The sequence below is a fragment of the Streptomyces sp. CA-251387 genome, from assembly GCF_050936625.1.
In the GTDB taxonomy this organism is placed as follows: Bacteria; Actinomycetota; Actinomycetes; order Streptomycetales; family Streptomycetaceae; genus Streptomyces.
In genome coordinates this window covers 121,332-146,085 of sequence record NZ_JBNJMJ010000001.1, presented here as the reverse complement: position 1 = coordinate 146,085, position 24,754 = coordinate 121,332, and the positions used below count along the sequence as shown (strand labels likewise).

The window sequence follows — 24,754 nt, the reverse complement described above, 5'->3', positions numbered from 1 at the left end:
ACGACCGTGCTGACCGTGGTGCGTGAGCAGCTGGGCCGGGCCCTGTTCGCCCGCGTCGCCGGCCCCGACGGAGCGGAGGTGCGGGCCCGCATCCATCACACCCCGGGCCCTCGCTGGTTCGAGCCGGACCGCCCCATCCGCACGGTCCACGGTGACGCCTCGATGTTCATCGGCGGGCTGAGCGCCCTGCTGCTGCAGTCCCTCCATCCACTCGCCATGGCGGCGGTGGCCGGGCACTCCGGTTACCGCGGCGACCCGTGGGGCCGGCTGCAACGCACCAGCGCCTTCCTGGCCGTGACGACCTACGGCACGGCCGCGGACGCCAGCCGAGCCGTCGACCAGGTCCGCCACATCCACGAACGCATCCGTGGCACGACGGCCGACGGCGTGCCTTATCAGGCGGCTGATCCCCACCTGCTCGGCTGGGTGCACGCCGCCGAGACGGACAGTTTCCTGCGGGCCCACGAACGCTACGGGGCGCGCCCGCTGGACGCGGCCGGCTACGACGCCTATGTCGCCGACACCGCGCGCGTGGCCGCGGCGCTGGGAGTGGTCGCCCCGCCCCGTGACCGCCGGGAACTGACCGAACGCCTGGCCGCCTACCGGCCCGAACTGCGGGCCACGCCCGAGGCCCGGGCCGCCGCCCGCTTCCTGCTGTTCCAGCCTCCCCTGCCCCTTGCCGTGCGGCCGTTCTACGGCGGCCTGGCCGCGAGCGCCGTCGCGCTGCTGCCGAACTGGGCGCGCGGCATGCTGTGGCTGCCCCGGGTGCCGGTCGTCGAGGACCTCACCGTACGTCCCGCCGGTCAGGTGCTGACGCGGACCATCCGCTGGGCCATGTCTCCCATGCGCCCCTCCCGCCTGGAGTGATCGCTCGGAGGGCACCCGTCAGGCGGCCCTCCGGCCCCGCCATCGGCGTGCCCGCCGAGCCTGCGATGCGCACCGCCCGTCGCGGCGTCGTCACGGCGGTTCGATTGATGGAGGCCGCCCGGTACGAAGTGGTCGGTCGCCGTCTGTGGGCGCCGGGCCGGTGGCCCATGTCGGCCGGCAGGGGCAGACGGCCGGATCGCGCGTTCCGGCCGACCTTCGGGAATGTGGCGGCGGGGCTCCGTGTTGGGAAGAGCGTCTGACATGTTCGAGTCAATCGACTCGCGTGGCAGTGGAAAGGAGCCTGCTATGGCACGCAGCGGCACGCGGCCTGTTGTGAAGCTGAAGTCGACGGCCGGGACCGGCGTCACCTATGTGACCCGCAAGAGTCGGCTGAACGACCCCGACCGGCTGGTCCTGCGCAAGTACGACCCGGTCGCCGGCGCTCACGTCCTCTTCCGCGAGGAACGCTGACGCCCGCCTCCCCGCCGCCCGTCGGTGGAGGCCGTGACGAAAGGACATCTCATGAGGCGCGGCATCCATCCCGTCTCCCGTACGGTCGTGTTCCGCGACCGTACGTCCGGATTCGCCCTACTGACTCGCTCCACCCTCGACTCACAGCGGACGGTCGAGTGGGACGACGGCGGCACCTACCCGGTGGTCGACGTCGAGATCTCGGCGGCGAGCCACCCGTTCTTCACCGGCACCTCGCGCGTCGTGGACACCGCGGGACGTGTGGAGGGCTTCGAGCGGCGCTACGGTCCTGGCGCCGCCTCCCAACCCTGACACCGGGCCCGCCGGCCCATCGGAAGGAGGACACCGCGATGAAGGTACGCAAGTCGCTGCGCTCGTTGAAGGCAAGGCCCGGAGCCCAGGTCGTGCGCCGACGCGGCGTGACGTTCGTGCTCAACCGGAAGGACCCGCGCTTCAAGGCCCGCCAGGGTTGACGGATCCCCTTGCGGCTCACCCCGTGGCCCGGCCTGCGATCACGCGGGCAGGGCCACGGGCATGGGGCCCTGGGAGGAAAACCAGAACACTGATCGGTACCGGCCGGAGCTGACCTGGCCTTCCGCCGCGACAGGGGCAAGCTGGTGACCTTGTACGTCATGGTCGCAGATCTGCCGTACGGACGGGTCAGTCACCCACGCTGGGCGAGGACTCAACAACCGTGCTCGCCTTCAGCTCGGGGCGCGCTTGATTGTCGGCGACACGCTGGGTCGAGTCACCCTCTGGGACGGAGGAACACACGGACGCCCTGGCGTACTGCCCGGAACCTACATCGGCTCACCCTCGGGGGACACCAACGCTGTGAGCGCGCTGGCCTTCTCCGCCGACGGTGCCAACCTCGCGGTCGCCGGCAAGTCCGGCACCGTGCATCTGTGGGATGTCGCGTCCGCCTGTCTCCTTGGCTCCGCCCTCCCCGCCTCCGGCGACTCGGTTCTCTCGCGTGCTTCAGCCCTGACGGCCCACGCTCTACGCTGCGGCCACGCAAGTCCCGCTCCAGAAGTACGACATCGGTCCGAGCACCTTGTCGCCCAGATCTGCGGACGCGTAGAGTCCGGCCTCTCCCGTGCCGACCGGAAGACGCATCCGCCAGGTATCCCCTACCGCGAGACGTCTGAGTTTGCTTTTCTTTCTGCGCTCGCGGCGCACGTGAGGAACAGGCTCTCCTTGTAGGCGAAAGCCCCGGCTGGACGGGGGAGACCAGCCGGGGCCGTGAACGGTGGCAAGCGGGGGGCTGTCGCCTCTCGGCGGAAGGCTCCATGGGGCTTCAGCCGGACGATCGTCCCCATGGGCTATAGGTGAGGCCCGGGGACATTGTCCCCTCCGCTAGCCACATACAGGTGAACGGTCAACCACGCCGGGCTGTTCCTTGCGCCGCCCAGGTTCCGCTGTGATGTGGGGCACCCCATATGAAGGGACGGGTGTCACCACAGGAAGTCGGCGACGAGGGTGGCGAATTCGTCGGGACTGGCCAATCGGATGCCGAGATCCTCGGCCTTCGCCCGCTTGGATCCGGCGCCTTCTCCGGCGACGACGAGGGTGGTCTTCTTGGAGACGCTGGAAGAGGAGCGGCCCCCGGCCCGTTCGATGAGCTCGTTCATCTGGTTGCGGCTGAGCTTCTCCAGCGCTCCGGTCATCGCGCCGGTGACGACCACACTCATTCCCGCCAGAGGCCCGGCGGGAGGTTCCGTACCTTCTGTGGAGCTGTCTGCGCCGTCGTCTGCGGGGCGGGGCGGGGTCGCGCCGGGCTCGGTCATGTTCACCCCGGCTGCGACGAGTTTGTCGATGAGCGGGGCGAGTTCGGCGAGTTCGGTGATGATGGACGGAGCCTTCTCGGTGCCGATGCCGTCGACCTGCTGCATCGTTTCGGCGTCGGCGGCGCGGATGGCGTCCATGGTGGCGAAATAGCGGGCGATGCGCCGTGACATGGACCGACCGGTGCCGCGCACACCGAGCGCACACAGCACTCGCGACAGGGGCCGGGTTTTGGCGGTGGCGAGTGCGGCGAGGAGGTTGTCGGTGCTGGTCTCGCCCATTCGCTCCAGGCCAAGGAACTGCTCGCGGGTGAGGGTGAACAGGTCGGCGAGATCGGATACCAGGCCGGCGTCGACGAGTTGAACGACGCGGGTGTGGCCGAGGCCTTCGATGTCGAGTTGGTCGCGGCCGGCGGCGTAGGAGAGGGAGGCCACCAGGTGGCAGTTGCGGCCGTTCTCGCATCGCCAGCGCTGCTCGCTGGTGTCGATGCCGGCGCCGCACCGCGGGCACGCTTCAGGGAACACGATGGGCTGTTCGTCGCCGGTACGCAGATGGGCAACGGGGGCTTCGACGCGGGGAATGACGTCACCGGCGCGATAGACCATGACTCGGTCGCCCAGGCGCAGGTCGCGCCGGGTGATGTCGGCCGGGTTGTGCAGGGTGGCGTAGGTGATGGTGGAGCCGTCTATCTCGACGGGCTCAAGGACCGCGCGTGGCGCGATGATGCCGGTGCGGCCCACGTTCCACTCCACCTCGAGCAGCCGGGTGATCTTCTCGACGGCGGGCAGCTTGTAGGCGATCGCCCAGCGTGGCGCGCGCGTCCCGGATCCGGCGGTCTGCTGGTCGGCGGCCAGGTCGGCCTTGATGACGATCCCGTCAATGCCGAACGGCAACTGCGCGCGCAGCGCTGCGATCTCCTGCACCCGGGCCAGTACCTGCTCGGTGGTGTCGGAGGTGATGCCGGGCACGGCGGTGGCGGCGGTGGTGCTCACCCCGTATGCGGCGGCCTGCACCATCAGATCGCTGTGTGCGAGTTCTGCCAGCCGGGCCGCCAGCGCCGGCTCCGTGTCGGGAAGGGGCAGCAGGCCGTAGCCGAAGAACGTCATCGGCACGGTGTACTGGCGGTCCTTGGCGCGCAGAGTGCCTGCTGCGGCGTTGCGCGGATTGGCGAACGGCTGTCCGCCATGCGCGGTGCGGACCTCGTTGGCGTTCTCGAACTGAGCCGTCGTCATCAGAACTTCACCGCGGACCTCCACGGTGACCGGCTCGGCGAGCTCCTCGGGCAGGCCCTCGATGGTGCCGATCGCGTGCGAGACGTCCTCCCCGGCCGTCCCGTTGCCCCGCGTGATCAGCTGTCTGAGGCTGCCATCGGTATAGCGGGCGGCTATCGCCAGCCCGTCGAGTTTCGGCTCGACACTGAAGCGGGTGACGTCCCGGCCGATACGCCGGGCCAGGGATGCAGTCCAGGCGGTGAACTCCTCAGGCGAAAACACGTTGTCCAGGCTCAGCATCGCCACCGTGTGCGGGACATCCCCTGCCACGGCGCCCCCGGCCACCTTCCCCGTCGGCGAGGCGGGCAGCACCCTTTCAGGGTGAGCGTTCTCCCAGGCTGCGATGGCGCGCACCAGCCGGTCGTAGGTCTCATCGTCCAGAGGCGACGTGCCGCCGGCGTAGTAGGCGGCCGCGGCCTTCACCGCGTCCTCGACCGCCTGCGCGTAGGCGGAGGCATCCACGATCTGTGCAACTGGTGTCGTCATGCTCGTCATCCTGCCTGCCACCACTGACAACGCCCTGACCGCAGCCAGCCGGCAGGGACGCCTCCGGCCGTGAGCGCAGCTGCCCTGGTGCGGTAGGACGAGCTCACCGTCGAGCGACAAGGGCTCCCACCGAATTCAGTGGCGGAGTGGGAACCCGAGCGCGGTGAGCGGTGTACCAGAGATGACGGTGCATCGCGGGCCGGACATGCCGGCCGGATCGGGGGCTTCACATGAGGTGGCGCGCAAGTAGGGGCAAGGGTAGTTGGGGCGTCTGGGGTGCCGCCGTGGTGGCAGTGCTTGCCCTGGTGCCGGCCTGCGTCGAGGGGGACGCGGACAGAGGCAAGGACAGGGGGCGGGGCGCGCGGGCTGGTGAGCGGGCCGCTTCCGCAGGGGTGGCGGTCGCCCCCCGCATTCCGTCGGGGACGGACCTGCCGGGCAGCTCGGTCGCCGTGGACTTCGCAAGGGACGGCAGTGGGTTCGCGCTGCTTGCAGAGTGTGGGAAGAAACGCTGCCGGCAGCGAGTCGCCGTGCTCGACAAGGGTGCCGACGCCTGGCGACTCGGGCGTTCGCCGCTCGCGGACGTGACCGTGGAGCACGGCATCACGGCGACGCTCAGGGTGCTGGGACCCGGTCGCGCGCTGATCACGGAGGGCGTGTGGCCGCCGCCGGACCGGACCTGGTTCACAAGTGACGGGGGACGCCACTGGCGGCAGGGCTCGGCCAGGCCCTCGGGCACGACCCCGGTGCTGCCCGAGGGCGTCACCTTGGTCGAGGACTGCACACGAATGGACCAGGAGGGCAACGGCTGCGAGCACTCCCGTGTCCTCACGGCCTCGCCCACCACCGCAGAGTTCCGGGCCCTAGCCACTCAGCCGCGGCTGAAAGGTCCGCTGATCCCGGCCGGGCAGACCGAGGATCTGGTCTTCGTCTCCGGCCGTGACGCGAGCTCCGGCCGTGTCGCACTCGCCGTCAGCGAGGACAAAGGACGCAGCTGGCGGTTGTCCCGACCGACGGGAACCGGAAACTCGGTATGGGCTCTGCGCGTGACCGGAACCGGAAAAGTGCTCTACGCGGCAGAACCGGGCCAGCTGCCCGACGAGGGCAACGTGAAGAACGGCCTGCTGGCCCTCCACCGCAGCACGGACGCCGGCCGCACCTGGGAGCGCGTCTGGGAGCACCGCAAGGGAGTGGACCCACGGTCCTTGCTCGGCACGCCGATCGCCGCCGCCGACGGCAGCCTGACGATCCACAGTGAAAGCGGCGTCTGGCGCAGCACCGACGGCGGCCGTTCCTTCACACGCCACGGGAACTCCGGGGGGATGTCCGGCTGGGTGACCACGACCGCGCTCGGCTATTTGTGGGGCGACAGCTTCGGCGCCGGAAGCTGGCGCGTATCCACCGACGGTGTCCACTGGACCAAGTTCGAACTGGGCAACGGGACCTGAGAGGTCGTGTTTGTGGGCCGTCTGGCTATTCACCGGGATGGCGACGCGCTGCCGCAGATCACGGCCCCATGCTGATGGCCGCCTCTGGGGTAAGAGGGCGTGGGCCCGGTCACCTCGCATCACGGAAGTGCCGGACGGAGCCTTGTGCAGGCAGCCAGAAAATGATCCATGGCTACAGCGGCGTGTACTCGTCGTTCCTGCGCCATGCCGAGATGGCCGCCGTGCGGTACGGCGTCGCCCCCCGGCACGATGCGGCTGGAGGTCGGCCGCCGTGGTCTGGTCGGCGGCCAGGAGGACATGATCGTCAACATCGCCCTGGATCTCGCCGCGAACCGGGAATGAGCGACCCGGCCGCGGCGAGAAGTCGCTGTGTGGGAGGGGATCAGCTTCCGGTGAGGGAGATGGCTATGTCCGTGATGTTCAGCGGGAACTGGTAGATCGGGGTCACCGCACCGGTGAACAGGTTGACCGTGTAGAGCGTCGGGGTGCTGGCGCCGTACGGGGTGAGGGAGGCGAAGGCGGTGTTGTCGACCGTCTTGCCGCCGCTCAGGGTGCTGTAGATGTCCATGCCGGCCTTGAGCTGGGCGTCGATGCCGAGGCTGCCGGTCGGGGCGAGTGTGCCGTTGTTGGCCGGGGACTGGATGACGACTTGGTCGCTGGTCGTGTTGACGTCGAACAGGGTGGTCGCGGTGGTCGCGTTGAGGTCGTTGTTCGTGTACGCGGCGGCCGTGACGCCTTTGGTCGTGCCCTCGGTCGGCGGTGTGGTGAGGTTCAGGTCCTGGATGGTCGTGTGGTCATTGAGGTTGTGCCGCAGGTTCTGGCCGTTGTCGCTGATCACGCGGAGCCGGTCGGCCGCAGGGTTGAAGTCGACGCCGAACGTCGTGCCGTTCAGCGCGTACTGGAGCTGGGACACCTTGGTGACGACGACGTCCGTGGTGGCCGGCGGGGTCTTGATGGTGTAGATGCCGCCCTTGTTGCCGACGCCGTACATCAGGCCGTCCTGGACCCGGAAGTCGATGCCGACCAGGGCGGTGTCACCGTTGAGCCCGGTGATGACCCGCACCCAGTTGAGCACGTCCGGACGGTCGGTCGTGAACGTGGCCATCAGGGTGCCGTCACCGCTGATGCCGAACGCGCGAAGGCTGGGGGTGGCGGCGGGCCCGGCCGAGGCGGAGCCGGGTGCGCCCAGCATGAGCGCCGTCGACGTGGCCAGGACCGCGAGTGCCGCCGTGATTCTCTTTCTCATGCCTGCTTTCATCGGTTTTTCCCTCCCGTTTGAGAAAACGCCAACGTGGCGGCGCGAGTGACGTGCGGATGAGACTTCTGTACCCAGCCCGTACTCATTGCCGGAAATCGTGCCGGAATGATTGACGTGGTGCTCCCCCAACGGGCGGGCGCATGGCTCCCATTGAACCCCCTTCACTCCTCCTCTACAAGCGGAACCGGTGGCGGAAACACCGGGGTTCGGGCTTTTTGCGCACAGTGACAAAGGCGTCGGCGGTGCGTCCGTCATGGATTTATGCGAAGTGATAAACGGCGTCTGGATTTCGTCTGTCCGCCCGTTCAGGCGGAATGGCATGCTCACCGCCCATGGGGAGCCTCTTCGCCGAACTGGCCCGGCGGGCGACGACCAACGCCCGCAGGGAGGTCGAGACGTATGTACGTGAGATCCCGGAGTTCGGGATCCTGGACACGGATCCGCGCGCCATGGCAGAGACATTGGAGTACGCGGTCTGGTTCCGTCGTCGCACCGTTGAACTGTCCCCGGGCAACAGCGAGTTGAGGGACGATGATCTGAGCTACATCTCCGCGATGGGCGAGCTGCGCGCCGGGGCGGGATGTCGCTCGACGCGCGACAACGGGTGTTGCGGGTGCACACCGCGCTGATGCTGCGCGAGATCAACGAGGCCACCGACGCCCAGCGCGGCGGAACTGTGGACGAACTGATGCGGATGATGACCTGGTTCGCCCCACAGGGCGAGCGCGGCATCGGCGCCTACTGCCAGGGATTTGTGACGGTGCTGCGGCGCCGGCTGCCGTATGCCGAGCAGGTTGCCCTGCTGGCGCGGTCATTGGTGGCCGGGGATTCCCTGGCCGCCCAACTCGCCTCAGTGGTGGACATGGAGGTGTCCGACTCTTACGCGGTAACCGTCTTCCGCGTGCCGGACCGCCCGACCGTTGCCGATCCCGCCCTGGAAAAAGAGATCGAGACCCTGGCGAAAAAGCACCGAGTGCCTGTGACGTGGGCCCAGGAAAACGGTTACGAGAGCGGCGAACTGGTCGTTCTGGTTCCTCGTCCGTCCTGTGCCGGGAAAACGGTGCCCGACCTCCTGCCCCGTCCGTCCGATTCCCCCGATCTGTTGCCCGACGGGCCCGACTTATCCGTACTCGTACAGGATTTCGCCCAAGCCCTCGCCCGCCCCTGCGCCGTAGGCACCGCCACCGCGCCGCTTGCCGACCTCACCGAAGCCCTCGCACGCGCCCGCCGGATCAGCAGGGCGGCGCCGCTGAACCGACCGTCCGCCCGACTGCGCGCGCACACCGCGGCGGACGTCTTCGTCGAACTCGCCGTCGCGGACGTCCCGTTCGTCGCTCTCCCAGGTGCTGCCGCCGTCGTAGGAGGAGCGGATCATCATGGTCCGGCGGCGGTCCGGATCGCCAGGACAGGACAGCAGGATGCGGCCGCCCAGGTTCAGCGTCGAGGCCTGAACCTGCGGAGCGTAGAGGTCGGGGAGGGGGCGGAACGGGGTGGCGAAGGTGTCGCCGCCGTCCCGGCTGAAGGTCTGGGTGCGGTGGCCCAGATCGGTGCCGTCCTGCTCGCGGCCGCTGACCAGGATGGTGCCGTCGGTGCGCTCGGTCAGGGTGAGTTCGGACGGCTTCTGGCGGAAGGTGCTGTCGGTGGCGATGAGCCAGGAGTCGGTGGCGCGTCTTCGCCAGGTGGTGCCGCCGTCGTCGCTGACGATGAGGGCCGCGTGATTGGTGGTGACCCGGCTGCCGTTGAAGGTCTCCGCGTTGACGCCGAAGACCAGCCGGCCGGGATGGCTGCCGCGGGTGAGCTGGATCCCGTGGACGGGGTCCGTGGCGTACCAGGAGTTCCAGTTCGGGGGCATGATCTGCGCGCTCAAGTCGCGCGGCCGGGACCAGGTGCGGCCGTCGTTGTCGCTGTACTGCAGATGGGGGCTGCGCTCGCAGGGGATGTCACAGCTCGTGCCATCAGTACTCGCCGGGTTGTGTGTCTGTGCCAGCAGGATGCGGCCGGTTGTCCGGTCCACGATCGGGGCCGGGTTGCCGTGGGTGTCGCCGGCACCGTTACGGACGACCTGGAGTGGTCCCCAGGTGCGGCCGCCGTCGGTCGAGCGTTTCAGCACGATGTCGATGTCGCCGGCGTCGCCGCAGGTGCGCGTGCGGCCCTCGGCGAACGCGAGGAGCGTGCCTTGGGTGCTCTGCACGATCGCCGGGATCCTGAAGCACGCGTACCCCGGATCCTGGGACGCCTTGAAGATGACCTGCTGCTCGAACAGCGGTGCGGCCTTGGCGGGTCGGGCGTGGGCGGCGCCCGCGAGGACCCCAGCGGTCGCCATGACGACGCCTGCGGCGACCGCGGCTCGCAGACGTGGGCGAAGCCTCAACGGCATAGAGGGCCCTTCACTTTGCCTGTTCGTACGGACATCCCACGTCCAATTTATGAGCGATTGATGGTATGTGGTGGCAGTGACACACCACAGGAGGTGCGTGGCGAGCCTGTCGGCCATGTCTTGGGACATCCGGGCCGCTGGGGCACGTCTGTGTCCCGCCGACTGATGAACGGGCGACCTCGATGGATGGCTGGACCTGGTGGCGCTCGCCGGCCTTTGCTCATGAACGCGTCCCAGGCAGCCGACGGAGGGGAGCAGGCACTGACCCGAGCCGGGAGGATCGCCGCAATGGATCAGCCGCCTGCCCTGTGCACTGAGCTCTACTCCCCAACGTGCCGCTCGAGGAACTGCGCCAGCACTGCGCGCGAGGGTCCCAGCACTTGCGGCTGGCATGTCCGACGCGGCCAGTAGCCTCACGCATCATGGGCATTGAGATCGATGTAGTGGTGGGTTACCCGATCAACGATGAGATGGAGAGGGTGCTCGGATTGGCCGAGGCGGTAGGCGAGCCCGTCACTGTCACGTTCCTGTGGGAGGGGCGTGAAGAGGCAGAACGCGCGGTGCTGGTGCCCGCTGCCACGCTGGCGCTCTGGGAGCATTGGGCCCCCAGCGCCTACCCGACGAGTGACCCGGCGGGAGAGAACCGGGCTCTGGCGGAGGAGCCTGAACTGGCCCACCCAGCGGAATTCGGCGTGTTCACGCTTTTTCGTCGTCGCGTAGGAGGGCGCACGGCGGTTGCTCGCAAAGGCGTGGTGGTCGCCGAGCTATTGGACCCCGACGAGGCGCACTGGCTCCAGGAGAAGGCTCGCAATGCCCGCCAAGGCTTCATGGATCTGAAGCAGAAGGCGGCGTTCGAGGAGTTCCTTGCCCGGCAGGCATCCCTCGATGATCAGTGACGCGCCGACTTGCGCTTCGTGGCTGAGGTGGGAAGTCATTTCGAGATGACTGCGGGAGTCGCCTCCTGACCGAGTTATCGGCGTGGTGACAGTTGTATGCGGCCTTTCAGCTTGCGTCGGTGCCCCTGGCTCTGACAGTGATCCGTGCGTAGTCGTACCCACCAGGCTCAGGCGACGGGTTGTAGGTGATCGTGAACGTTCGCCGTAGGTCGCCGAAGCGGTCGGAGTACGTCACCTTGGACGGGCTGGTGCGCTTCGGCTCGGCGGTGATGTCGTACGTACGGAGGAAGTCCTGGACGCTCGAGTCCTGGCTGTTGCCCACCTCGTACCGGAGCACCGCGGTGCCGTCCTTCTCCACCTTGGCGTACGTCGGCACGTAGTAGCGCCCCGCGGGTTCATGCTGCTCGTGGTGCATCCCCGCCTTGCGCTCCACTGCCTCCTGCGGACTGTCACCGGCCGGCGTGAGCAGCGCGACGGCCGCCCAGGCGATCGCGCCGAGCGTCCACACCACGCACAGGGCCAGGAACCACACCAGCCATCTGCGCCGGCGCGGCCTCGTGGGGCCCGTAGGCGTACTCACCCGTTCCATGTGCGTACTTCGCTCTGTCCGCCCATGTCGTACTCCTTGGCCTGACCCGACTGGTGGAGCCTGGCCATTTGGGCGTCCGACACGTTGCCCATCGCGGGTACCGGAGTCGCCTTGTTCGCGTCCCAGTTGTAGCGGTCGTACACGTGGGTCTGGTAGCGGATCGTGGTCTTGGGCTCGCCGTCCGGGCCCGGCACGACCTCGACCTGGGCGACCGTGTTGTAGTGGAAGGAGCCGACCGCGTGGTACCAGTCGGGGTCCTTCTCGGCGGTCCAGCCCTGCCAGCCGGTCTGCTGGACGTACTTCACGGGCTTTCCGGTGCGCTCGTATTCGGCGAGGGCCTGCGCCTCCCAGTTGGGGGCGTTCTCCGCGAGTTGGGCTTCCACGTTGCGGTTCATGTCCGGGAGGTCGCTCATCAGTGCGTCCACGTCGATGTCCAGCGGTTCGCCGGTGTTGGAGAGGTAGTGCAGCATGTGCTTGGCCGACTGAGGGCCGCCGAGCACCGCGGGGGAGCCCATGGCGAAGAAGCCCATCTTGTTCTTGATGGCACGGTCCTCGTCGGTGGCCTCGCGGGTGTTGTAATCGCCGGAACCCTTGTCGGGCGGGGGCGGCGGGAGCAGCACTCCGCCTCCGCCGGAGAAGACGCGGTTCAGATCCTTGGCGCCCTGGGTGTCGGCCTTGACGGCGGCCTCGGTCTGCTCGTCCAGGACGGTGTACGCCACCGCCTTCTTGATGCGTTCGAGTTCGTAGCCGGTGTGCTCGTTGACGTCGGCGGCGTAGCTGAGCGCGGCGGTCGCGCGGGTGAGGAGGCTGTCCGCGTTCTCCTGATCCTGCCGGGCCGCGCCGGCACTGTCCGGGTCGTTGGGCGGGTAGTCCCGCTCGGGGATGGTGACGCCTCCGCTGTCGTGGAGGGTCAGGTCCTTCGACCGGGCCATCTCCTGGGCCTCGGCGAGCCAGGTGCGGGCTAGTTCGAACCCGCTCTTCGCCGCTTCGAGGGTGGCTGCGGCAGCCTTGGACTCGCGGTGTGCGATGGTCAATTCGTCATGGAGTACTGACAGTTGAACGCGGGCCATCATGGCGGCCGGGCCCGCCCAGACGAAGGGCAGCTTGAGCAGGACGTTGTGGACGTGGTCTCGGGCCTCGGTGGCCGCCGCCGCCAGGTCGGCCCACTCGCCGGCCGCCCGCGACCAGGCCTGCGGACGTACGTCTTCCAGTTCCCCGACCGTGATGTTCTGCCGCTCGACCGCATCGGGATGCGCGTGGTCCTCGCCCTCCGGCCGGTCGGTGAGCGTTGCCATTACGCATTCCCCTCGAGCGAGGCGAGGATCGCCTGGAAATCCTGCGCCGTACGTTCTTCTTGAGTTGTGTAATTCGTGTGCGTCTGGCGCATCTTGTCGGCAAGTGAACGGCATTGCTTGGCGAGGCGGGTGATTTCGTCGTCCCAGTCGCCCGTTGTCGATTTGAGCATGCGTCCGCTGGTGAGCATGTTGTGGATACGCGCTGTGGTGTCGGATTCCGCCAGGCCCTTGTCCGCCTTCTCGAGGATCTGTGCGGCCAGGTCCAACTCGTCGGCCATCTTGCCGAGTTCGGCGTTGCTTACGCCGTAGCCGTTGTCTTCGGCCCCGCCGGCCTGGGGAGCGGGTGTGCTGCTCGGCCCGGTGCTGGCCGACATGGCCTGGATGCCGTTGCCGTTGAAGCCGGGGTCAGGGTTCGTCCCGGGTGCGGGATTCCGGTCGCGGACGTCGGTGGGGCCGTCCGGGGCGGGCATCTGGTGTGTCTGGTCCGCCGGTGGGGAGTTGGGGGAGTCAGGGCCGGTGCGGACGCCCGGGCCGGCGCCGGGTGCGGGCATGTCCAGGCCGTAGCTGGTCCGGGGATCCGGGCCGGTGTGCGGCGCGGATATGGGTGCCACGGAATCTGGCTCTGTACTCACAATTTCCCCCCGTGTCGACGCGTGACCCGCTGTGGGGCAGCACGCTTCAACGACTATGCGATCACTCGTGGTTGGACCCTAGCCGCTCGGGGTCACGCCGGGCAAAGAGGCCCCGTCATTCTGATTCCTGCTGGTCAGCGGTGTTGGCGCGCCGTCTCGACGGAACTCTCGTGCTAGTCGGAGCGGAGATCGGTAGCACATGATCGTCCGACAGGGGGTCTTGCCGCGATTCCTGGGTGCGGGCCTCGGCTTACCGCGTAGCTTCGGCCGCGGGAGGGATCGTCATGGTGTACGTGCTGACGTGGACTTTCAAGCGGGGAATTGGCGGGGATCGAGGCGGAGGTGGTCCCGCTGGAGGCCGCCGAGGTCGTCTTCGGGTAGTGGGCGGAGGCGACCGACGGCGGACGGCAGCCGCCCGGCATCATCGAGCTCTAACTGGAGCCGGTGGTGGCTGGTCCGGGTGTGGGTGGGTGCGGCTGGTGGCGGGCCGTGTCGAGGGCATGGGGCATGGGGGTGGAGGTCCTCACCCTGGAGTACCGGTGGATCGTGGAGATCGTGGCCAGTTCAAGATCCCCACCCTGAGGGTGTCCAGCCCGCCTGCCGACGCTTTGCGTAAGCCGTCTGGTGGGCAAGGGGTTGAGCTTGTCCGGGTGATGACGGGCTATCACTTCAAGTGGGCAGACAGGGCGTTGCCGGAGCGCGCCGCTTGGTAACCAGCTGCGAGCTGAGGACCCTTTTAGGCCTGCTCGCCGATGAGATCGGGCGGTGGCGGGTGGAGCGGGCCATCGCGTGGATCAGGACACCCGGGAGAGACGTACGCGACCACGAGCGGCTCATCTCCATCCGACGCCCACCGCACCTGGACGTTCCACGTTCACGGCCACTCGCCCGATGCGGCTTCCCGGACCACCTCCTACGTCACCGCACCCCGCCGAATCACCGGTCCAGGTGGTGGTTGGCGAGCCCGCGCGAGTACGCATCCGGACGCGACCACGGACCACCCCCCTGTCCCGGCCGCCCTGCGCTGACCCGAGGCCAGCCGAGAGCGCCGAAAATGGGGGACGTCGTGCACGACCGGGCTGCGGGTGCGCCGTACCGGCTCCTCGACACCCAGTTCTGCAGGGACAAGCAGCAAGATCACAACGGTAGGCATCTCCCACCGCCCCACCGCCTGACCGTCCCGGCACCCTGCGGAGCCGGGGCGGTTCCGTGTGCGCTCAGGACCGGGGAGGGTTGCGGCACAGGCAGAACGGATGCCCGGCCGGGTCGGTGTAGACCTGCCAGCCGTAGCCGGACTCGCCGACGAAGCTCTTTTGGAAGGTGGCACCCAGCTTGATCACCCGGCGCTGCTCGGGCTCGAACTCGTCGACTTCGAAGTCGAGGTGGAACTGCTGCGGGTGCTCCTGGCCCGGCCAGCTGGGCGGCTGGTAGTTCTCCACCCGCTGAAACGACAGCTCGACGCCGTCGTTGCGCAGGTTGACCCAGTCCTCGGTGCTGATGTCGGTGTTGATCTCCCAGCCCAGCAGTTCGGCGTAGAACTCGGCCAGCTTCCAGGGGTCGGGACAATCGAGGATGACATCGGTGAACGTCAGCATCCGATCATCATAGATCGCGCCGCCGGACGCCCACGACGCATGAGCAGGCGCCGCGCCCGGACCCCGCCGGCGCGGCGGCACCGGCCTGGCACCAACCCTGGAGTGGCGTCCACGATGCACTTGGCCGCGGCGCGGTCAGTACCGGCTGTGAATCCATGCGGCAGGGCGCTCATGCGGCAGGGCGCTGACATTGGGGACATGTCCCTGGCGGTCCGCAGCCTGCTGCCAGGACCGGGGCCGCAGCTGGCGGCTGTCTGCGAGACGGCGTCTGGCACAGCACCGACGGCAGTTGCCAACTCCTGGGTACCCCACCGGTGGTGGTGCCCCGGAGTTCACGTGCGGCGGCGTGCTCACTTCCCCCTCTCAGCCCTTCACCGCCCCCGACGTGAGGCCTTGAACGATGTGGCGGCTGGCGAAGGCGAACAGGAGCATGGTGGGCAGAATGGTGAGCACGGCCGCCGCGGACATCGAGCCCCAGTCGATGTTGAAGCTGGAGATGAAGCCGTTCAGGGCCGTGGGGACGGTCTTGTTGCTGTCGCTGTTCATGAGCGTCACCGACAGGAACAGTTCGTTCCAGCAGTTCACGAAGTTGAAGATGAACGCGGCGATGATGCCTGGGCGCATCACCGGCAGCAGGACCCGGAACAGCGCTGTGAACCGGGACAGGCCGTCGATCATGGCGGCCTCCTCCAGCGCGTCCGGAATGTTCTCGAAGAAGCCGCGCAGCATCACTGTGCAGAAGGGGATGCACACCGCGATGTAGACCAGGATCAGGCCGAGCCGGTTGTCGACCAGCTTCAAGTCGGTCATCAGCAGATAGAGCGGTCCCAGTGCGATGAACGACGGGATCATCTGGGTGACCAGCGCGGCCATCAGCAGGGCCGACTTGGTACGGAACTCGAAGCGGGCGAGGACGTAGGCCGAGAGCATGGAGATCGCCGTGGCCGTCGCCCCGGCCACGGTCGAGACGATGAGGCTGTTGGTGAGATAGGTGCCGAAGTCGGCCGTGCCGAACAGGCCGCTGTAGTTCTCCAGGGAGAAGCGCTCGGGCCAGTAGGCGAGCGGGAAGCGGAAGATGTCGCCGGGTGCCTTGAGTGAGGTGACGGCGATCCAGTAGAGCGGAAAGACGGTGAACAGCAGCCACACGCCGAGGAAGGTGAACTTGACGGCCCGGCCGGCCGCGGACTCCTTGCCGATCACGACCGCACCCCTTTCTTCTCACGCGTGGCCATGAGGAAGAACACCGCGAACACCAGCAGCCCGGCCACCACGAGGAGACCCAGCGCGGAGGCTCTCCCGTAGTCGCCCTGCTGAGTGATCTTGATCATCCAGGTGGTCACGATGTGCGTCTCGTTGTTCGGCCCGCCGCCGGTCATGCCGAAGATCAGGTCCGGGAAGTTGAAGATCCAGATCACCCGCAGCAGCACGGTCAGGGCCAGCGTGGTGCGGATGTACGGGATGGTGATCTGGAACAACGTGCGCGCCTTGCCCGCACCGTCCAGCGCGGCCGCCTCGTAGAGCTCGTCGGGGATCGACTGGAGCGCGGCCAGGATCATGATCGCGAAGAAGGTGACGCCGTACCAGATGTTGGCGATGAGCACGGCCACCATCGCCGTCTTCGGATCCGCCAGCCAGGCGATCGGTTCGTCGATCAGACCGGCCTTCTGCAGCAGGTCGTTCACGACGCCGAACTCGCTGTTGAACAACCAGCGGAAGAGGATGCCGATGAGGAATCCGGAGATCGCCCAGGGAAAGAAGATCAGCGCCTGGTACAGGCCGCGGAAGCGGAAACGGCCGCGCAGCCACAGCGCGAGCACGAAGCCGATCAGCAACTGGGGGACGATCGAGCCGACAACCCAGACCGCGCTGTTGCCCAGTACGGTTCCCCAGGCGGGGTCGGCGAAGACGTCGCCGAAGTTCCTCAGCCCGACCCACGAGGTGTCGGTCAGATCGGTCAACTTCCAGTTGCGGAAGGCCATTTGGCCGCCCGCGATCATGGGGTAGTAGGTGAACACCGCCACGAAGACCGCGGCCGGCGCCATGAAGGCGGCGATGCGAAGGCCGCGTCGGGCGGTGAACTCCCGTCGACGGCCCTGTGGGGGGAGACCTCGCTTGCGGGAGGCCTCCCCACGGCCCGGGGCCGTCGTCTTCGCCGTGGTGGTGGGCGCGACGGACATGTCTACTGCTCCTGCTGCCATTTCTCGGTCCAGTACGCGTCCCAGCCCGCGAGCAGCTTCTTGGGCGTCGTCTTGCCGAGGATCAGTTTCTGCACGTCGGCGTCTGCCTTCTGCTGCCACTCGGCCCACCAGGTGACGCCGCGCGGCTGGGTGACGACGAGGTACTTGTCCGGCTGCTCGGTCATGGTGACGTAGCTCGACCAGGGGCCGGTCTTGTAGAAGGGGTCACTGGTCGCGGACTTGAGGATCGGCACCAGGCTGTTCTTCTTGGTGAAAGTCGTCGAAGCCTCGCCCTGGGACAGGAACTCGACCAGCTTCACGGCCTCGGCTTTGTGCTCGCTGCCCTTGGCCACACCCCACCCGGCCGTGGCCAGCGGCTGCACGGTCTTGCCTCCCGGCCCGGCCACCAGCGGCGCGGTGTCCCACTGGTCCTTGGAGATCGACTTCGACTCGGAGACCGTGGCGATCACCTCGGGGTCCTGCAGCAGGAACGCTGTGGAACCGTTGGAGAAAGCCTCGACCATCTCCGGGTAGCCCCAGGAGACGGACGACTTCGGGGACGCCTGCTTGAAGAGCTTGAGGTAGTTCTCGATGGCGTCCTCCGCCTCGGGGGCGGCGAAGATGGTACGGCCGTCCTTGAGCTTGAAGCCGTTGGCCGGGTCGACCTGGTCGGCGAGGTAGGCCTCGATGGCGGCGGTGGCGTTGCTGTTGGAGTTGGCGCCACCCCGGAAGGCGTAGCCGTAGCGGCGTTGGCCCGGGTCGTGGATGGCGGAGGCCTGCTCCAGCAGTTCCGCCCAGGTGGCCGGCGGCTTGCTGAAGCCCGCCTTCTCGATCAGGTCGGTGCGGTAGAAGAGGCTCAGGCCGTAGAAGCCGTACGGGACGAAGTACGTCCTGCCCTTGGCGTCCTGCGAGGCGTTGACGGCGTTCTCCGTCATCGCCTGCCAGCCCTTCCAGCCGTCCAGGTCCTTCTTCATGTCGTAGAGCCAGCCGTTGTTCGACCAGGGCCCGACCGTGATGTCACGGACCTCCAGGACGTCCACCCCGCTGCCGGACTGGAGCATCTGCTGGAGCTTCTGGTCGGCCTGCTCCGTGGGTGGGGAGACGAGGTTGACCTTGATCTTCGGGTTCTGCTGCTCGAAGTCGGCTATGAGCTCTTCGAGCAGGTCGGTACGGGTCGGGTTCGTCAGGCTCTCGACCATGTTGAGGGTGACTGTTCCGCTCGCCTCGGGGCTCATGGTGGAACAGCCGGTCAGGACCATCGCCGCGGCGGTGGCGAGCGCTGGGGCTGCCGTCCTTCTTCTCACTGTGCTGACCTCTTCCCTGAGTTTTCTCGTGCCCATGCACCGAGGACGGGGACGCATTCCTCGGCGAAGTACTCGTAGTCGGCTGCGGTGTTGTAGACATGAGCGGACAGGCGCAGGTAGCCGATGCCGTCGAAACTGGTGAAGGCGGCCTCCACGCCCAGTTCGAGGGCCACCCGGTCGCGCAGCGCGTCGGCCTCGACCCGGTCGGCGGCCAGTCCGCCGGGGAGGCGTACCAGGCGCATGCCGGGCACGGGCATGCCGACGTCGACTGCGGTGTCCTCGCCGGTCATCTCCGTGAACGCGGTGCCGATGACACGGGCGCCGTAGCCCGCCAGGTCGTCCATGTACCGGCGGGCGGCCGGCCAGCCCCAGGTGCGCTCGACGAAGGCGAGGGACGTCGGTGCCGCCAGGTAGGCGGTGGCGTCGATCGTGCCCTGCTGGTCGAAGCGGTGGGGGTAGGGATCGGCCGCGGCCCAGGAGTCGATGAGGGGATGGAGCCGATCACGCAGCGGGCCGCGGGCGACCAGAGCCGCCGTGCCGCGCGGGGCGCAACCCCACTTGTGCAGGTTGCCGGTCCAGAAGTCGTAGGTCGCGTCGGCGAGCGGGACGGCCAGGAGTCCGGGCGCGTGCGCGCCGTCGACGAGAACGGGGATGCCGCGCCGCCGGGCCTCCGCTCCGATGCGCTCCACCGGCAGCCGTCGCGCGGTCGCCGAAGTGATCTGGTCGACGACCACGAGCTCAGTGGCCTCGCCGAGTTCCGCGGCCACGGCCTCGTACGCCTGCTCCTCGTCCGCGTCCAGCGGCACCCGGGCGGTGCGCACCCGACCGCCCCAGCGATGTGCCAGCCGCTCGGCACCCATCGTGACGGCCCCGTAGCCGTGGTCGGTGACGACGACCTCTCCTCCGCGGCGAAGGGTGAGGGCGGCGTAGACGACGCTCGCGCCGGCGCTGGCGTTCGGCACCAGGGCGAGGTCGCCGGCGCTGACGCGCAGAAAGGAGGCGAGCTCGGCACGGGTGGCGGCGAGCCGCTGCGGCAGCGCCGGGAACCACACCACAGGCGAGCGTTCCATCTCCGCACGCAGCAGTTGCTGCCGCTCCTGCGCCACCAGCGGAACGGCCCCGAAGGAGCCGTGGTTCAGGTGCTTGAGGGCAGGATCCAGCGACCACGCTCGGTCGGCGGGCCGGCCGTCGGCCAGCAGCAGGGGGCGCGGCGCGGTGGTCACGTCCGTCTCGCTCACAGGACTCCACATCTGGGCAGGGCGGGGCTACGGAAGGTCGGGCTCCGCCGACACATCTGATGACTCGGCATCCTGCACACCTATCGTGAGCGAAACAAGGTGTCGTACCGTGAAAGTCATCAGATGACTTTTGTTCGACATGCTTCCGACGCATCGGGGACTCGCTACAGTGCTCCGAAGGGACCGTGGCATGATCGCCGGCCCTCCAGGGGAGAAGAGGGGACGGATGTCCGCAGTCGAGAAGGCGTTCCACGGCCTACGACACATGATCGCGTCGGGACGCCTCGGTCCGGGCGAGCGCATTCCGCCCGAGGGCGAACTCTGTGAGGAGCTGGGCGTCTCACGGGGATCGCTGCGCGAGGCCGTACGGATGCTCGCCGCCCTGGGCGTCATCGAGCCGCGGCACGGCTCGGGCACCTACGTCTCACAGCTCAGGCCCGAGGACGTGATCGGCAGCCTCTCCCTGACCCTCGAACTCCTGCCGCTCTCGGGCCTGTTGGAGGTCTACGAGATCCGGCGCGTCCTGGAGGCCCACGTGGCCGCGCAGGCGGCGGCACGCTGCACACCGGAGACCGTGCGCACGCTGTTCTCCCTCATCGAGGACATGGAGGCCACGAGCGACCCCACCAAAGCCTCCGAACTCGACCACCGCTTCCACGCCGAGATCGCCCGCGTCGGCGGCAACCCCACCCTGGCCACGCTCTTGGCGGTCTTCCGCGCCCGCTCCCGCAAGTACCAGGTCTTCACCCTGCCCGAAGGCCCTGACCTGCGCAGGAAGAGCGACGACGATCACCGCGTCCTGGCCACCGCCATCGCCGACCGCGACCCCGTCGCCGCGGCCGGTGCAGCCCAGGCGCATGTCGCCCAGACGGAGCGGTGGCTGCGCGCGTTCATGCCGCCGGTCGAGGAGACCGAAGGGTCGGACTGAGCGTCATGGCCGGGCGGCCGGCACCGAGATCCACGGCTCACGCGGGCGCGGGTCACCGCACATGGCAACGGAGCAGAGCGGGATGCTCGCCCCGGGCCTCGTCGACGACGCGGCCGTCGCCGAGGCGGTCCAATACCGGGGCTCCGACGAATGCGTGGCGCTGTCGGCCGGCATGCTCACCGCCTGGGGCCGGAGGTCCGGGGAGGCCGTCCGCTGATGCGCCTTCGCGCACGGAGCGCCTGCCCGAGCGGCACGATCGGCCAGGTCCGTCGGGGGCAGACGTACTCCGCCCCGATCAGCGGTCGATTCCGGTCAGGAATCGAGAAGCGGAGATCCGGGAGCCGCCATAGCGTTTTCGTCATGACTTCCATCGCGTTCGTGACGCTCGAAGTGGCCGACCCGGCCGCTGCCCACCGCTTCTACATCACGGCCTTCGGCCTGGGCGGCCAGGTGCGCCCAGAGGGCTCACAGGCCCCGACGACCGGCTTCCGAGGGTTCACGCTGTCGCTCGTGGTCTCCCAGCCGGCCGACGTCAACGCCCTCATCGACGCAGCCGTGGACGCCGGCGCCGCGACCCTGAAACCCGCCGCCAAGTCGTTGTGGGGTTACGGGGGCGTCGTGCAGGCTCCGGACGGGACGATCTGGCAGGTCGCTTCGTCCTCGAAGAAGGACACCGGCCCGGCGACCCGGCAGATCGACGAGATCGTGCTCCTGCTCGGCGTCGAGGATGTGAAGGCCAGCAAGCAGTTCTACCTCGAGCGCGGCCTCGCCGTGCGGAAGAGCTTCGGCGGCAAGTACGTCGAGTTCGACACCGGGTCGGGCCCGGTCAAGCTGGCGTTGTACAAGCGCCGTGGCTTGGCCAAGGTGGTCGGCGTCTCGCCCGAAGGCACCGGATCGCATCGGCTCACGATCGGCAGCGATGCCGGGCCGTTCACCGACCCGGATGGGTTCGCCTGGACGACTGCATCGCAGACCGCCTCGCTGTGAACCGTGCGATGTCGGCGGGCACTGCCTGACGGTTCTTCTGCTGCAGGGGACCGCCACGCTGACGGGCGGCTCGGCGACGAAGAGTTCGCCGCCGATCTCGTCACCGAACTCTGGCAATGGCGTCGCGAGATCCACGCGGCTTCCGGCCCGGACAGCCCGAACGCGCTCCGCGCAGCGGTGTGCTTCGCCTTGATCGACGGATCGACGGATCGACGGATCGACGGCCTGACGGAGCGACAGGTCGCTGCGGTTACTCGGCCGCCGTCTTGATCCGTCTGATCACACCCGCGACAGCCGCGCAGCCTGCGACCGCGGCCGCAGGCCGCCGGCCTTCACACCCGGGCTGTCGCCACGACGACGGGTGCGCCCGCCACTACGGCGGGAGCTGCCGCCGCTCATGTCCTCCATGCACAACCTCGGATCGGCCATGATTCGTTCGTGGATCCTGGCGCAACTTCCGCTGCGCCAGTGGTGCTGCGGCACGGTATCCCCGGGGCGCGGCGTGGTCGTAGAACACCTGACTGGTGATTGTCTGTCGCCCCGGCGGTGATCCTCTGCGGCACGGGGGTGCGGGCGGCGCGTCGGGTCAGCCGACGGGCGGCATGTCCGTGGGGCTGGAGTCGAGGCCGGGTCGTTTGCCGGACCAGGCGCCGCGGGTGAAGTCCGGGATCTCGACCGGGCGGCCGTTCCTTGCCAGGGATGCGGCGCTCAGCGGCACCGCCGAGCACCAGGCAGCGGAGTCGTACACGTCGATGTCGGGCACCAGCCCGGCGCGCATCGACTGAACGGTGCGCCACTGCAGGACGTAGTCCATGCCGCCGTGCCCGCCGTTGTTCGCGGCGTCGTCGCCGACCTTCTGCCAGAGCCAGTGGTCGTACTCCTTGCGGTAATCGGCGAAGTCGCGCCAGGCGTGGCCGCCGTGGTCCGGTTCGAGGTAGACACGCGCGCCGGTCGGGGCCGGCCCGGCGTAGTCCTCCACGATTCCGCGGCTGCCGGCGAGTGTGTTGATCCTGCTGTACGGCCTGGGCGAACTCACTTCGTGCTCGGCCCGGATGACCCTGCCCCTCTCGGTCTCGATGAGGCAGGTGATCAGATCACCGTTGATGTATGTCTCCTTCCAGGACGGATGGTCCCGGGGAACGAAGCGCTCGCGGTAGTCGGCCAGTCCCTTCGGGGCGGTCGCGGTGGCGCGCAGGGTGGTCATCCGGTCGCCGCGGTTGATGTCCATGGCCGCCGCGACCGGGGCCAGCCCGTGCATGGGGTAGAGGGACGCGGTGCTGCGGGTGTGCCACAGCCGCCGCCATGAGTCGGTGTAGTACGTGTCGGAGAAGAGGAGTTCACGCAAGTCGTGGCAGTAGCCGCCGTGACCGTTGGTGATGTCTCCGAACAGGCCGGCGTGCGCCATCCTCAGCATGGCCAGTTCGTTGCGGCCGTAGCTGCAGTTCTCGGACAGGAGAAGGTGCTTACGGGTGCGTTCGGAGGTGTCGACCAGGTCCCACAGCTGGCGCAGTTCGGTCGCGATGGGGAGTTCCACCACCGCGTGCCTGCCGCTCAGCAGCGCGGCTCTGCCGTGCTCGTAGTGGAACTCCCATGGCGTGGCGACATACACCAGGTCGATGTCGTCGCGGCGGAGCATCCGGGCGTAGGAATCGGCCGATCCGCCGTACTCGGCGGGGCGGGGCTCGCCCTTGCTCACCAGCCGGTCGGCGGCGCGCCGCGCGCGGTCGGCGCGGATGTCGCAGACGGCGGTGACGGTGCAGCCGGGCACCGCCGCCCAGCCCGTGATCATGCCTCCGCCACGGTTTCCCAGGCCGATGACGCCGACGCGGACGGTGCTGTGGACCTCGAATGGCACGCCGATCATCGACTTCTGGCCGGGGCGTCGGCGGGGCGCTTGCTCGGACGCGGACGCGGCCGGGGCTGCGGCTGTCATCCCGGCCGCGAGCGCGCCGGTGGCGACGGCTCCGCCCAGGAGCAATCGGCGTGAGACAGCGGGTGTTTCGGACATGACGGCAACACTCCTCGGTGAGGTGGCTTGCATCACTGCCGGGGCACTGTCGGGACTGTCGGGGCATGACTCTGGGGGCTTCGACGGTTGCATGTCAATATGTGCTCGATAGAAAGCAGTTGCGAGCAGAATCGAGCATGGCGAGATGGCTGGCAGATCGCCAGGCCGGTCGGTCGGTCCGGCCTGCCGGCCGCTGCCGTGCCGATGAGTACGGTCAACGTCGGCTCCACAAAAGGGAGTTCCGGTTGCCGCGGTTGGAACTCCGCGTACTTCCCCACCTTCCCGCCCAACTGTTCGACACAGTGCACAGTTCGAAGGTGCGCGCAGGCGAGTCGTACGGAGGCCTGCAGCCAGGGCTGGCCTCCTAGTTGACGGCTTGTGCCGCTGGGCGGCGACCAGGAGCGGCCTGCTGCGATCCGGCGGCCACTAGGGGATGGATTCCGAGGCGGGCGTCACCGGCCGTGACCCGGTTCAGCAGCGGCAGCTCGCCGAGACGATGCGGGCCTGCGGCGCCCGGCTCCGCATGACCGGGCACGGAGGCGACGCTGTGGCGCAGGCCCCGGATGTGTATGTGCACCAACCACGCCGGCGTCCTCCTGGCCGTCACCGGCAACCCCGTCGCACGCATCCGTGGCCTCGCTGCGGCCTGCCGTATCACCGAACGCACCGCCCAGGGCATCGTCTCGGATCTCGAACAGGCCGGTTGTCTCAGCCGGGAACGGGTCGGGCGCCGCACTCGCTGCACCGTCCACCTGGATGGCACCTTCCGCCACCCGGCAGAAGCGGGCTTGCCCATCCGGGCGCTGCTGGAGCTCTTCGCCCATAACGACTACAGACAGCAAAGCCGCCGTCCGGTTGAGAGAACACATCCCCGCTGACCTGCACCATCGACCCCAACCGGGCGGCGCTCAGCGCGGGGCGTCGCTTGCTTCGGTACCGCAGCTCGGCACCGAACCATTCCTCGGGTAACCCGTCTGGATCGAGGCCGAAGACGAGGACGGGGTGACGCTCACTCCTGACGGCACCGGGTGGCTGGCCCCAACCGGCCCGTACGCTGACTGCCGGCACGCCCTGATGCACATGATCGGCAGCGACCCGGAGCAGTAGGCCCGGCACGCCTCTGTGTCGCGCGCGTTCGACAGGCT

23 protein-coding genes and 2 pseudogenes are annotated in these 24,754 nt (G+C 68.5%); 13 read left to right on the top strand and 12 right to left on the bottom strand.

Translation table 11 applies throughout. The features are described 5' to 3' along the window. Window positions 1-6 precede the first annotated feature (6 nt). From ACQEV2_RS00720 to ACQEV2_RS00700, 5 genes are all read left to right on the top strand, one after another. Entirely contained in the window at window positions 7-867 is an 861-nt protein-coding gene (locus ACQEV2_RS00720) for an oxygenase MpaB family protein (RefSeq protein ID WP_433035088.1), read from the top strand. 306 nt (window positions 868-1,173) lie between these two features. Beyond that, window positions 1,174-1,338 (top strand): 50S ribosomal protein L33, encoded by a 165-nt coding sequence (rpmG, locus tag ACQEV2_RS00715; RefSeq protein ID WP_398826967.1) that lies wholly within the window; start codon window positions 1,174-1,176, stop codon window positions 1,336-1,338. Window positions 1,339-1,389: 51 nt separating this feature from the next. After that, window positions 1,390-1,650: a type B 50S ribosomal protein L31 gene (locus ACQEV2_RS00710; RefSeq protein ID WP_433035084.1), complete on the top strand. Its 261-nt coding sequence runs from the start codon at window positions 1,390-1,392 to the stop codon at window positions 1,648-1,650. A 38-nt stretch (window positions 1,651-1,688) separates the two neighbouring features. Further along, window positions 1,689-1,811, top strand: coding sequence for a type B 50S ribosomal protein L36 (gene ykgO, locus ACQEV2_RS00705; protein WP_398826970.1), 123 nt, complete (start codon window positions 1,689-1,691; stop codon window positions 1,809-1,811). 247 nt (window positions 1,812-2,058) lie between these two features. After that, complete coding sequence (locus tag ACQEV2_RS00700; RefSeq protein ID WP_433035080.1) at window positions 2,059-2,541, top strand: hypothetical protein; 483 nt, start codon at window positions 2,059-2,061, stop codon at window positions 2,539-2,541. A gap of 251 nt (window positions 2,542-2,792) precedes the next feature. On the opposite strand, the gene ligA is transcribed toward ACQEV2_RS00700, so the two are convergent. Next, entirely contained in the window at window positions 2,793-4,880 is a 2,088-nt protein-coding gene (gene ligA / locus ACQEV2_RS00695; protein ID WP_433035077.1) for an NAD-dependent DNA ligase LigA, read from the bottom strand. Between the two features lie 284 nt (window positions 4,881-5,164). On the opposite strand from ligA, the gene ACQEV2_RS00690 reads away from it, so the two are divergent. Both ACQEV2_RS00690 and ACQEV2_RS00685 read left to right on the top strand, forming a co-directional pair. After that, window positions 5,165-6,325 carry a WD40/YVTN/BNR-like repeat-containing protein gene (locus tag ACQEV2_RS00690; protein WP_433035074.1) on the top strand — a complete coding sequence of 387 codons (1,161 nt, stop codon included), beginning with the start codon at window positions 5,165-5,167 and terminating at the stop codon, window positions 6,323-6,325. Window positions 6,326-6,495: 170 nt separating this feature from the next. Then, window positions 6,496-6,667, top strand: a pseudogene (locus ACQEV2_RS00685) (4-hydroxy-2-oxovalerate aldolase); the annotation flags it as partial. 40 nt (window positions 6,668-6,707) lie between these two features. Here ACQEV2_RS00685 and ACQEV2_RS00680 read toward each other — a convergent pair. Next, window positions 6,708-7,571: a DUF4394 domain-containing protein gene (locus tag ACQEV2_RS00680; protein WP_433035071.1), complete on the bottom strand. Its 864-nt coding sequence runs from the start codon at window positions 7,569-7,571 to the stop codon at window positions 6,708-6,710. Between the two features lie 344 nt (window positions 7,572-7,915). Between ACQEV2_RS00680 and ACQEV2_RS00675 the strand changes: the two genes are divergently transcribed. After that, complete coding sequence (locus tag ACQEV2_RS00675) at window positions 7,916-8,212, top strand: hypothetical protein (RefSeq protein ID WP_433035068.1); 297 nt, start codon at window positions 7,916-7,918, stop codon at window positions 8,210-8,212. A 695-nt stretch (window positions 8,213-8,907) separates the two neighbouring features. Here ACQEV2_RS00675 and ACQEV2_RS00670 read toward each other — a convergent pair. Then, window positions 8,908-9,960: pseudogene (locus ACQEV2_RS00670) on the bottom strand (sialidase family protein); the annotation flags it as partial. Window positions 9,961-10,382: 422 nt separating this feature from the next. Here ACQEV2_RS00670 and ACQEV2_RS00665 point away from each other — a divergent pair. Beyond that, the gene (locus ACQEV2_RS00665; protein ID WP_433035065.1) at window positions 10,383-10,856 is read left to right on the top strand and encodes a hypothetical protein; all 474 of its coding nucleotides are present in this window, start codon (window positions 10,383-10,385) and stop codon (window positions 10,854-10,856) included. A gap of 106 nt (window positions 10,857-10,962) precedes the next feature. Here ACQEV2_RS00665 and ACQEV2_RS00660 read toward each other — a convergent pair whose 3' ends face one another. The 8 genes from ACQEV2_RS00660 to ACQEV2_RS00625 form a co-directional block, all read right to left on the bottom strand. Continuing rightward, entirely contained in the window at window positions 10,963-11,436 is a 474-nt protein-coding gene (locus ACQEV2_RS00660) for a hypothetical protein (protein WP_433035062.1), read from the bottom strand. Next, a complete protein-coding gene (locus ACQEV2_RS00655) occupies window positions 11,433-12,740 on the bottom strand; it encodes a hypothetical protein (RefSeq protein WP_433035059.1) in 1,308 nt (435 codons plus the stop codon). Before ACQEV2_RS00655 ends, ACQEV2_RS00660 begins: the two co-directional genes overlap by 4 nt. Further along, on the bottom strand, window positions 12,740-13,210 hold the full coding sequence (locus tag ACQEV2_RS00650; RefSeq protein ID WP_433035056.1) for a hypothetical protein: 471 nt from the start codon (window positions 13,208-13,210) through the stop codon (window positions 12,740-12,742). The genes ACQEV2_RS00655 and ACQEV2_RS00650 overlap by 1 nt, the downstream gene beginning before the upstream one ends. 1,379 nt (window positions 13,211-14,589) lie before the next feature. Then, window positions 14,590-14,967: a VOC family protein gene (locus tag ACQEV2_RS00645; protein WP_433035053.1), complete on the bottom strand. Its 378-nt coding sequence runs from the start codon at window positions 14,965-14,967 to the stop codon at window positions 14,590-14,592. 363 nt (window positions 14,968-15,330) lie between these two features. Next, window positions 15,331-16,167: a carbohydrate ABC transporter permease gene (locus ACQEV2_RS00640; RefSeq protein ID WP_433035050.1), complete on the bottom strand. Its 837-nt coding sequence runs from the start codon at window positions 16,165-16,167 to the stop codon at window positions 15,331-15,333. Then, window positions 16,164-17,144 (bottom strand): carbohydrate ABC transporter permease, encoded by a 981-nt coding sequence (locus tag ACQEV2_RS00635; protein ID WP_433035047.1) that lies wholly within the window; start codon window positions 17,142-17,144, stop codon window positions 16,164-16,166. The genes ACQEV2_RS00640 and ACQEV2_RS00635 overlap by 4 nt, the downstream gene beginning before the upstream one ends. A gap of 2 nt (window positions 17,145-17,146) precedes the next feature. Beyond that, the gene (locus ACQEV2_RS00630; protein ID WP_433035044.1) at window positions 17,147-18,448 is read right to left on the bottom strand and encodes an ABC transporter substrate-binding protein; all 1,302 of its coding nucleotides are present in this window, start codon (window positions 18,446-18,448) and stop codon (window positions 17,147-17,149) included. After that, window positions 18,445-19,686: an aminotransferase class V-fold PLP-dependent enzyme gene (locus ACQEV2_RS00625; protein ID WP_433035041.1), complete on the bottom strand. Its 1,242-nt coding sequence runs from the start codon at window positions 19,684-19,686 to the stop codon at window positions 18,445-18,447. Before ACQEV2_RS00625 ends, ACQEV2_RS00630 begins: the two co-directional genes overlap by 4 nt. 226 nt (window positions 19,687-19,912) lie before the next feature. Here ACQEV2_RS00625 and ACQEV2_RS00620 point away from each other — a divergent pair, with 226 nt between their 5' ends. The 3 genes from ACQEV2_RS00620 to ACQEV2_RS00610 all read left to right on the top strand — a co-directional run bounded on the left by ACQEV2_RS00620 (window position 19,913) and on the right by ACQEV2_RS00610 (window position 21,601). Then, a complete protein-coding gene (locus ACQEV2_RS00620) occupies window positions 19,913-20,614 on the top strand; it encodes a FadR/GntR family transcriptional regulator (protein ID WP_433035038.1) in 702 nt (233 codons plus the stop codon). A gap of 61 nt (window positions 20,615-20,675) precedes the next feature. Then, complete coding sequence (locus ACQEV2_RS00615; protein ID WP_433035035.1) at window positions 20,676-20,831, top strand: hypothetical protein; 156 nt, start codon at window positions 20,676-20,678, stop codon at window positions 20,829-20,831. Window positions 20,832-20,974: 143 nt separating this feature from the next. Then, a complete protein-coding gene (locus ACQEV2_RS00610; protein ID WP_433035032.1) occupies window positions 20,975-21,601 on the top strand; it encodes a glyoxalase in 627 nt (208 codons plus the stop codon). A 586-nt stretch (window positions 21,602-22,187) separates the two neighbouring features. Here ACQEV2_RS00610 and ACQEV2_RS00605 read toward each other — a convergent pair. After that, window positions 22,188-23,609 (bottom strand): Gfo/Idh/MocA family protein, encoded by a 1,422-nt coding sequence (locus ACQEV2_RS00605; protein WP_433035029.1) that lies wholly within the window; start codon window positions 23,607-23,609, stop codon window positions 22,188-22,190. Between the two features lie 569 nt (window positions 23,610-24,178). Between ACQEV2_RS00605 and ACQEV2_RS00600 the strand changes: the two genes are divergently transcribed. Continuing rightward, window positions 24,179-24,487, top strand: coding sequence for a MarR family transcriptional regulator (locus tag ACQEV2_RS00600; RefSeq protein ID WP_433035026.1), 309 nt, complete (start codon window positions 24,179-24,181; stop codon window positions 24,485-24,487). The last annotated feature ends 267 nt before the right edge of the window (window positions 24,488-24,754 follow it).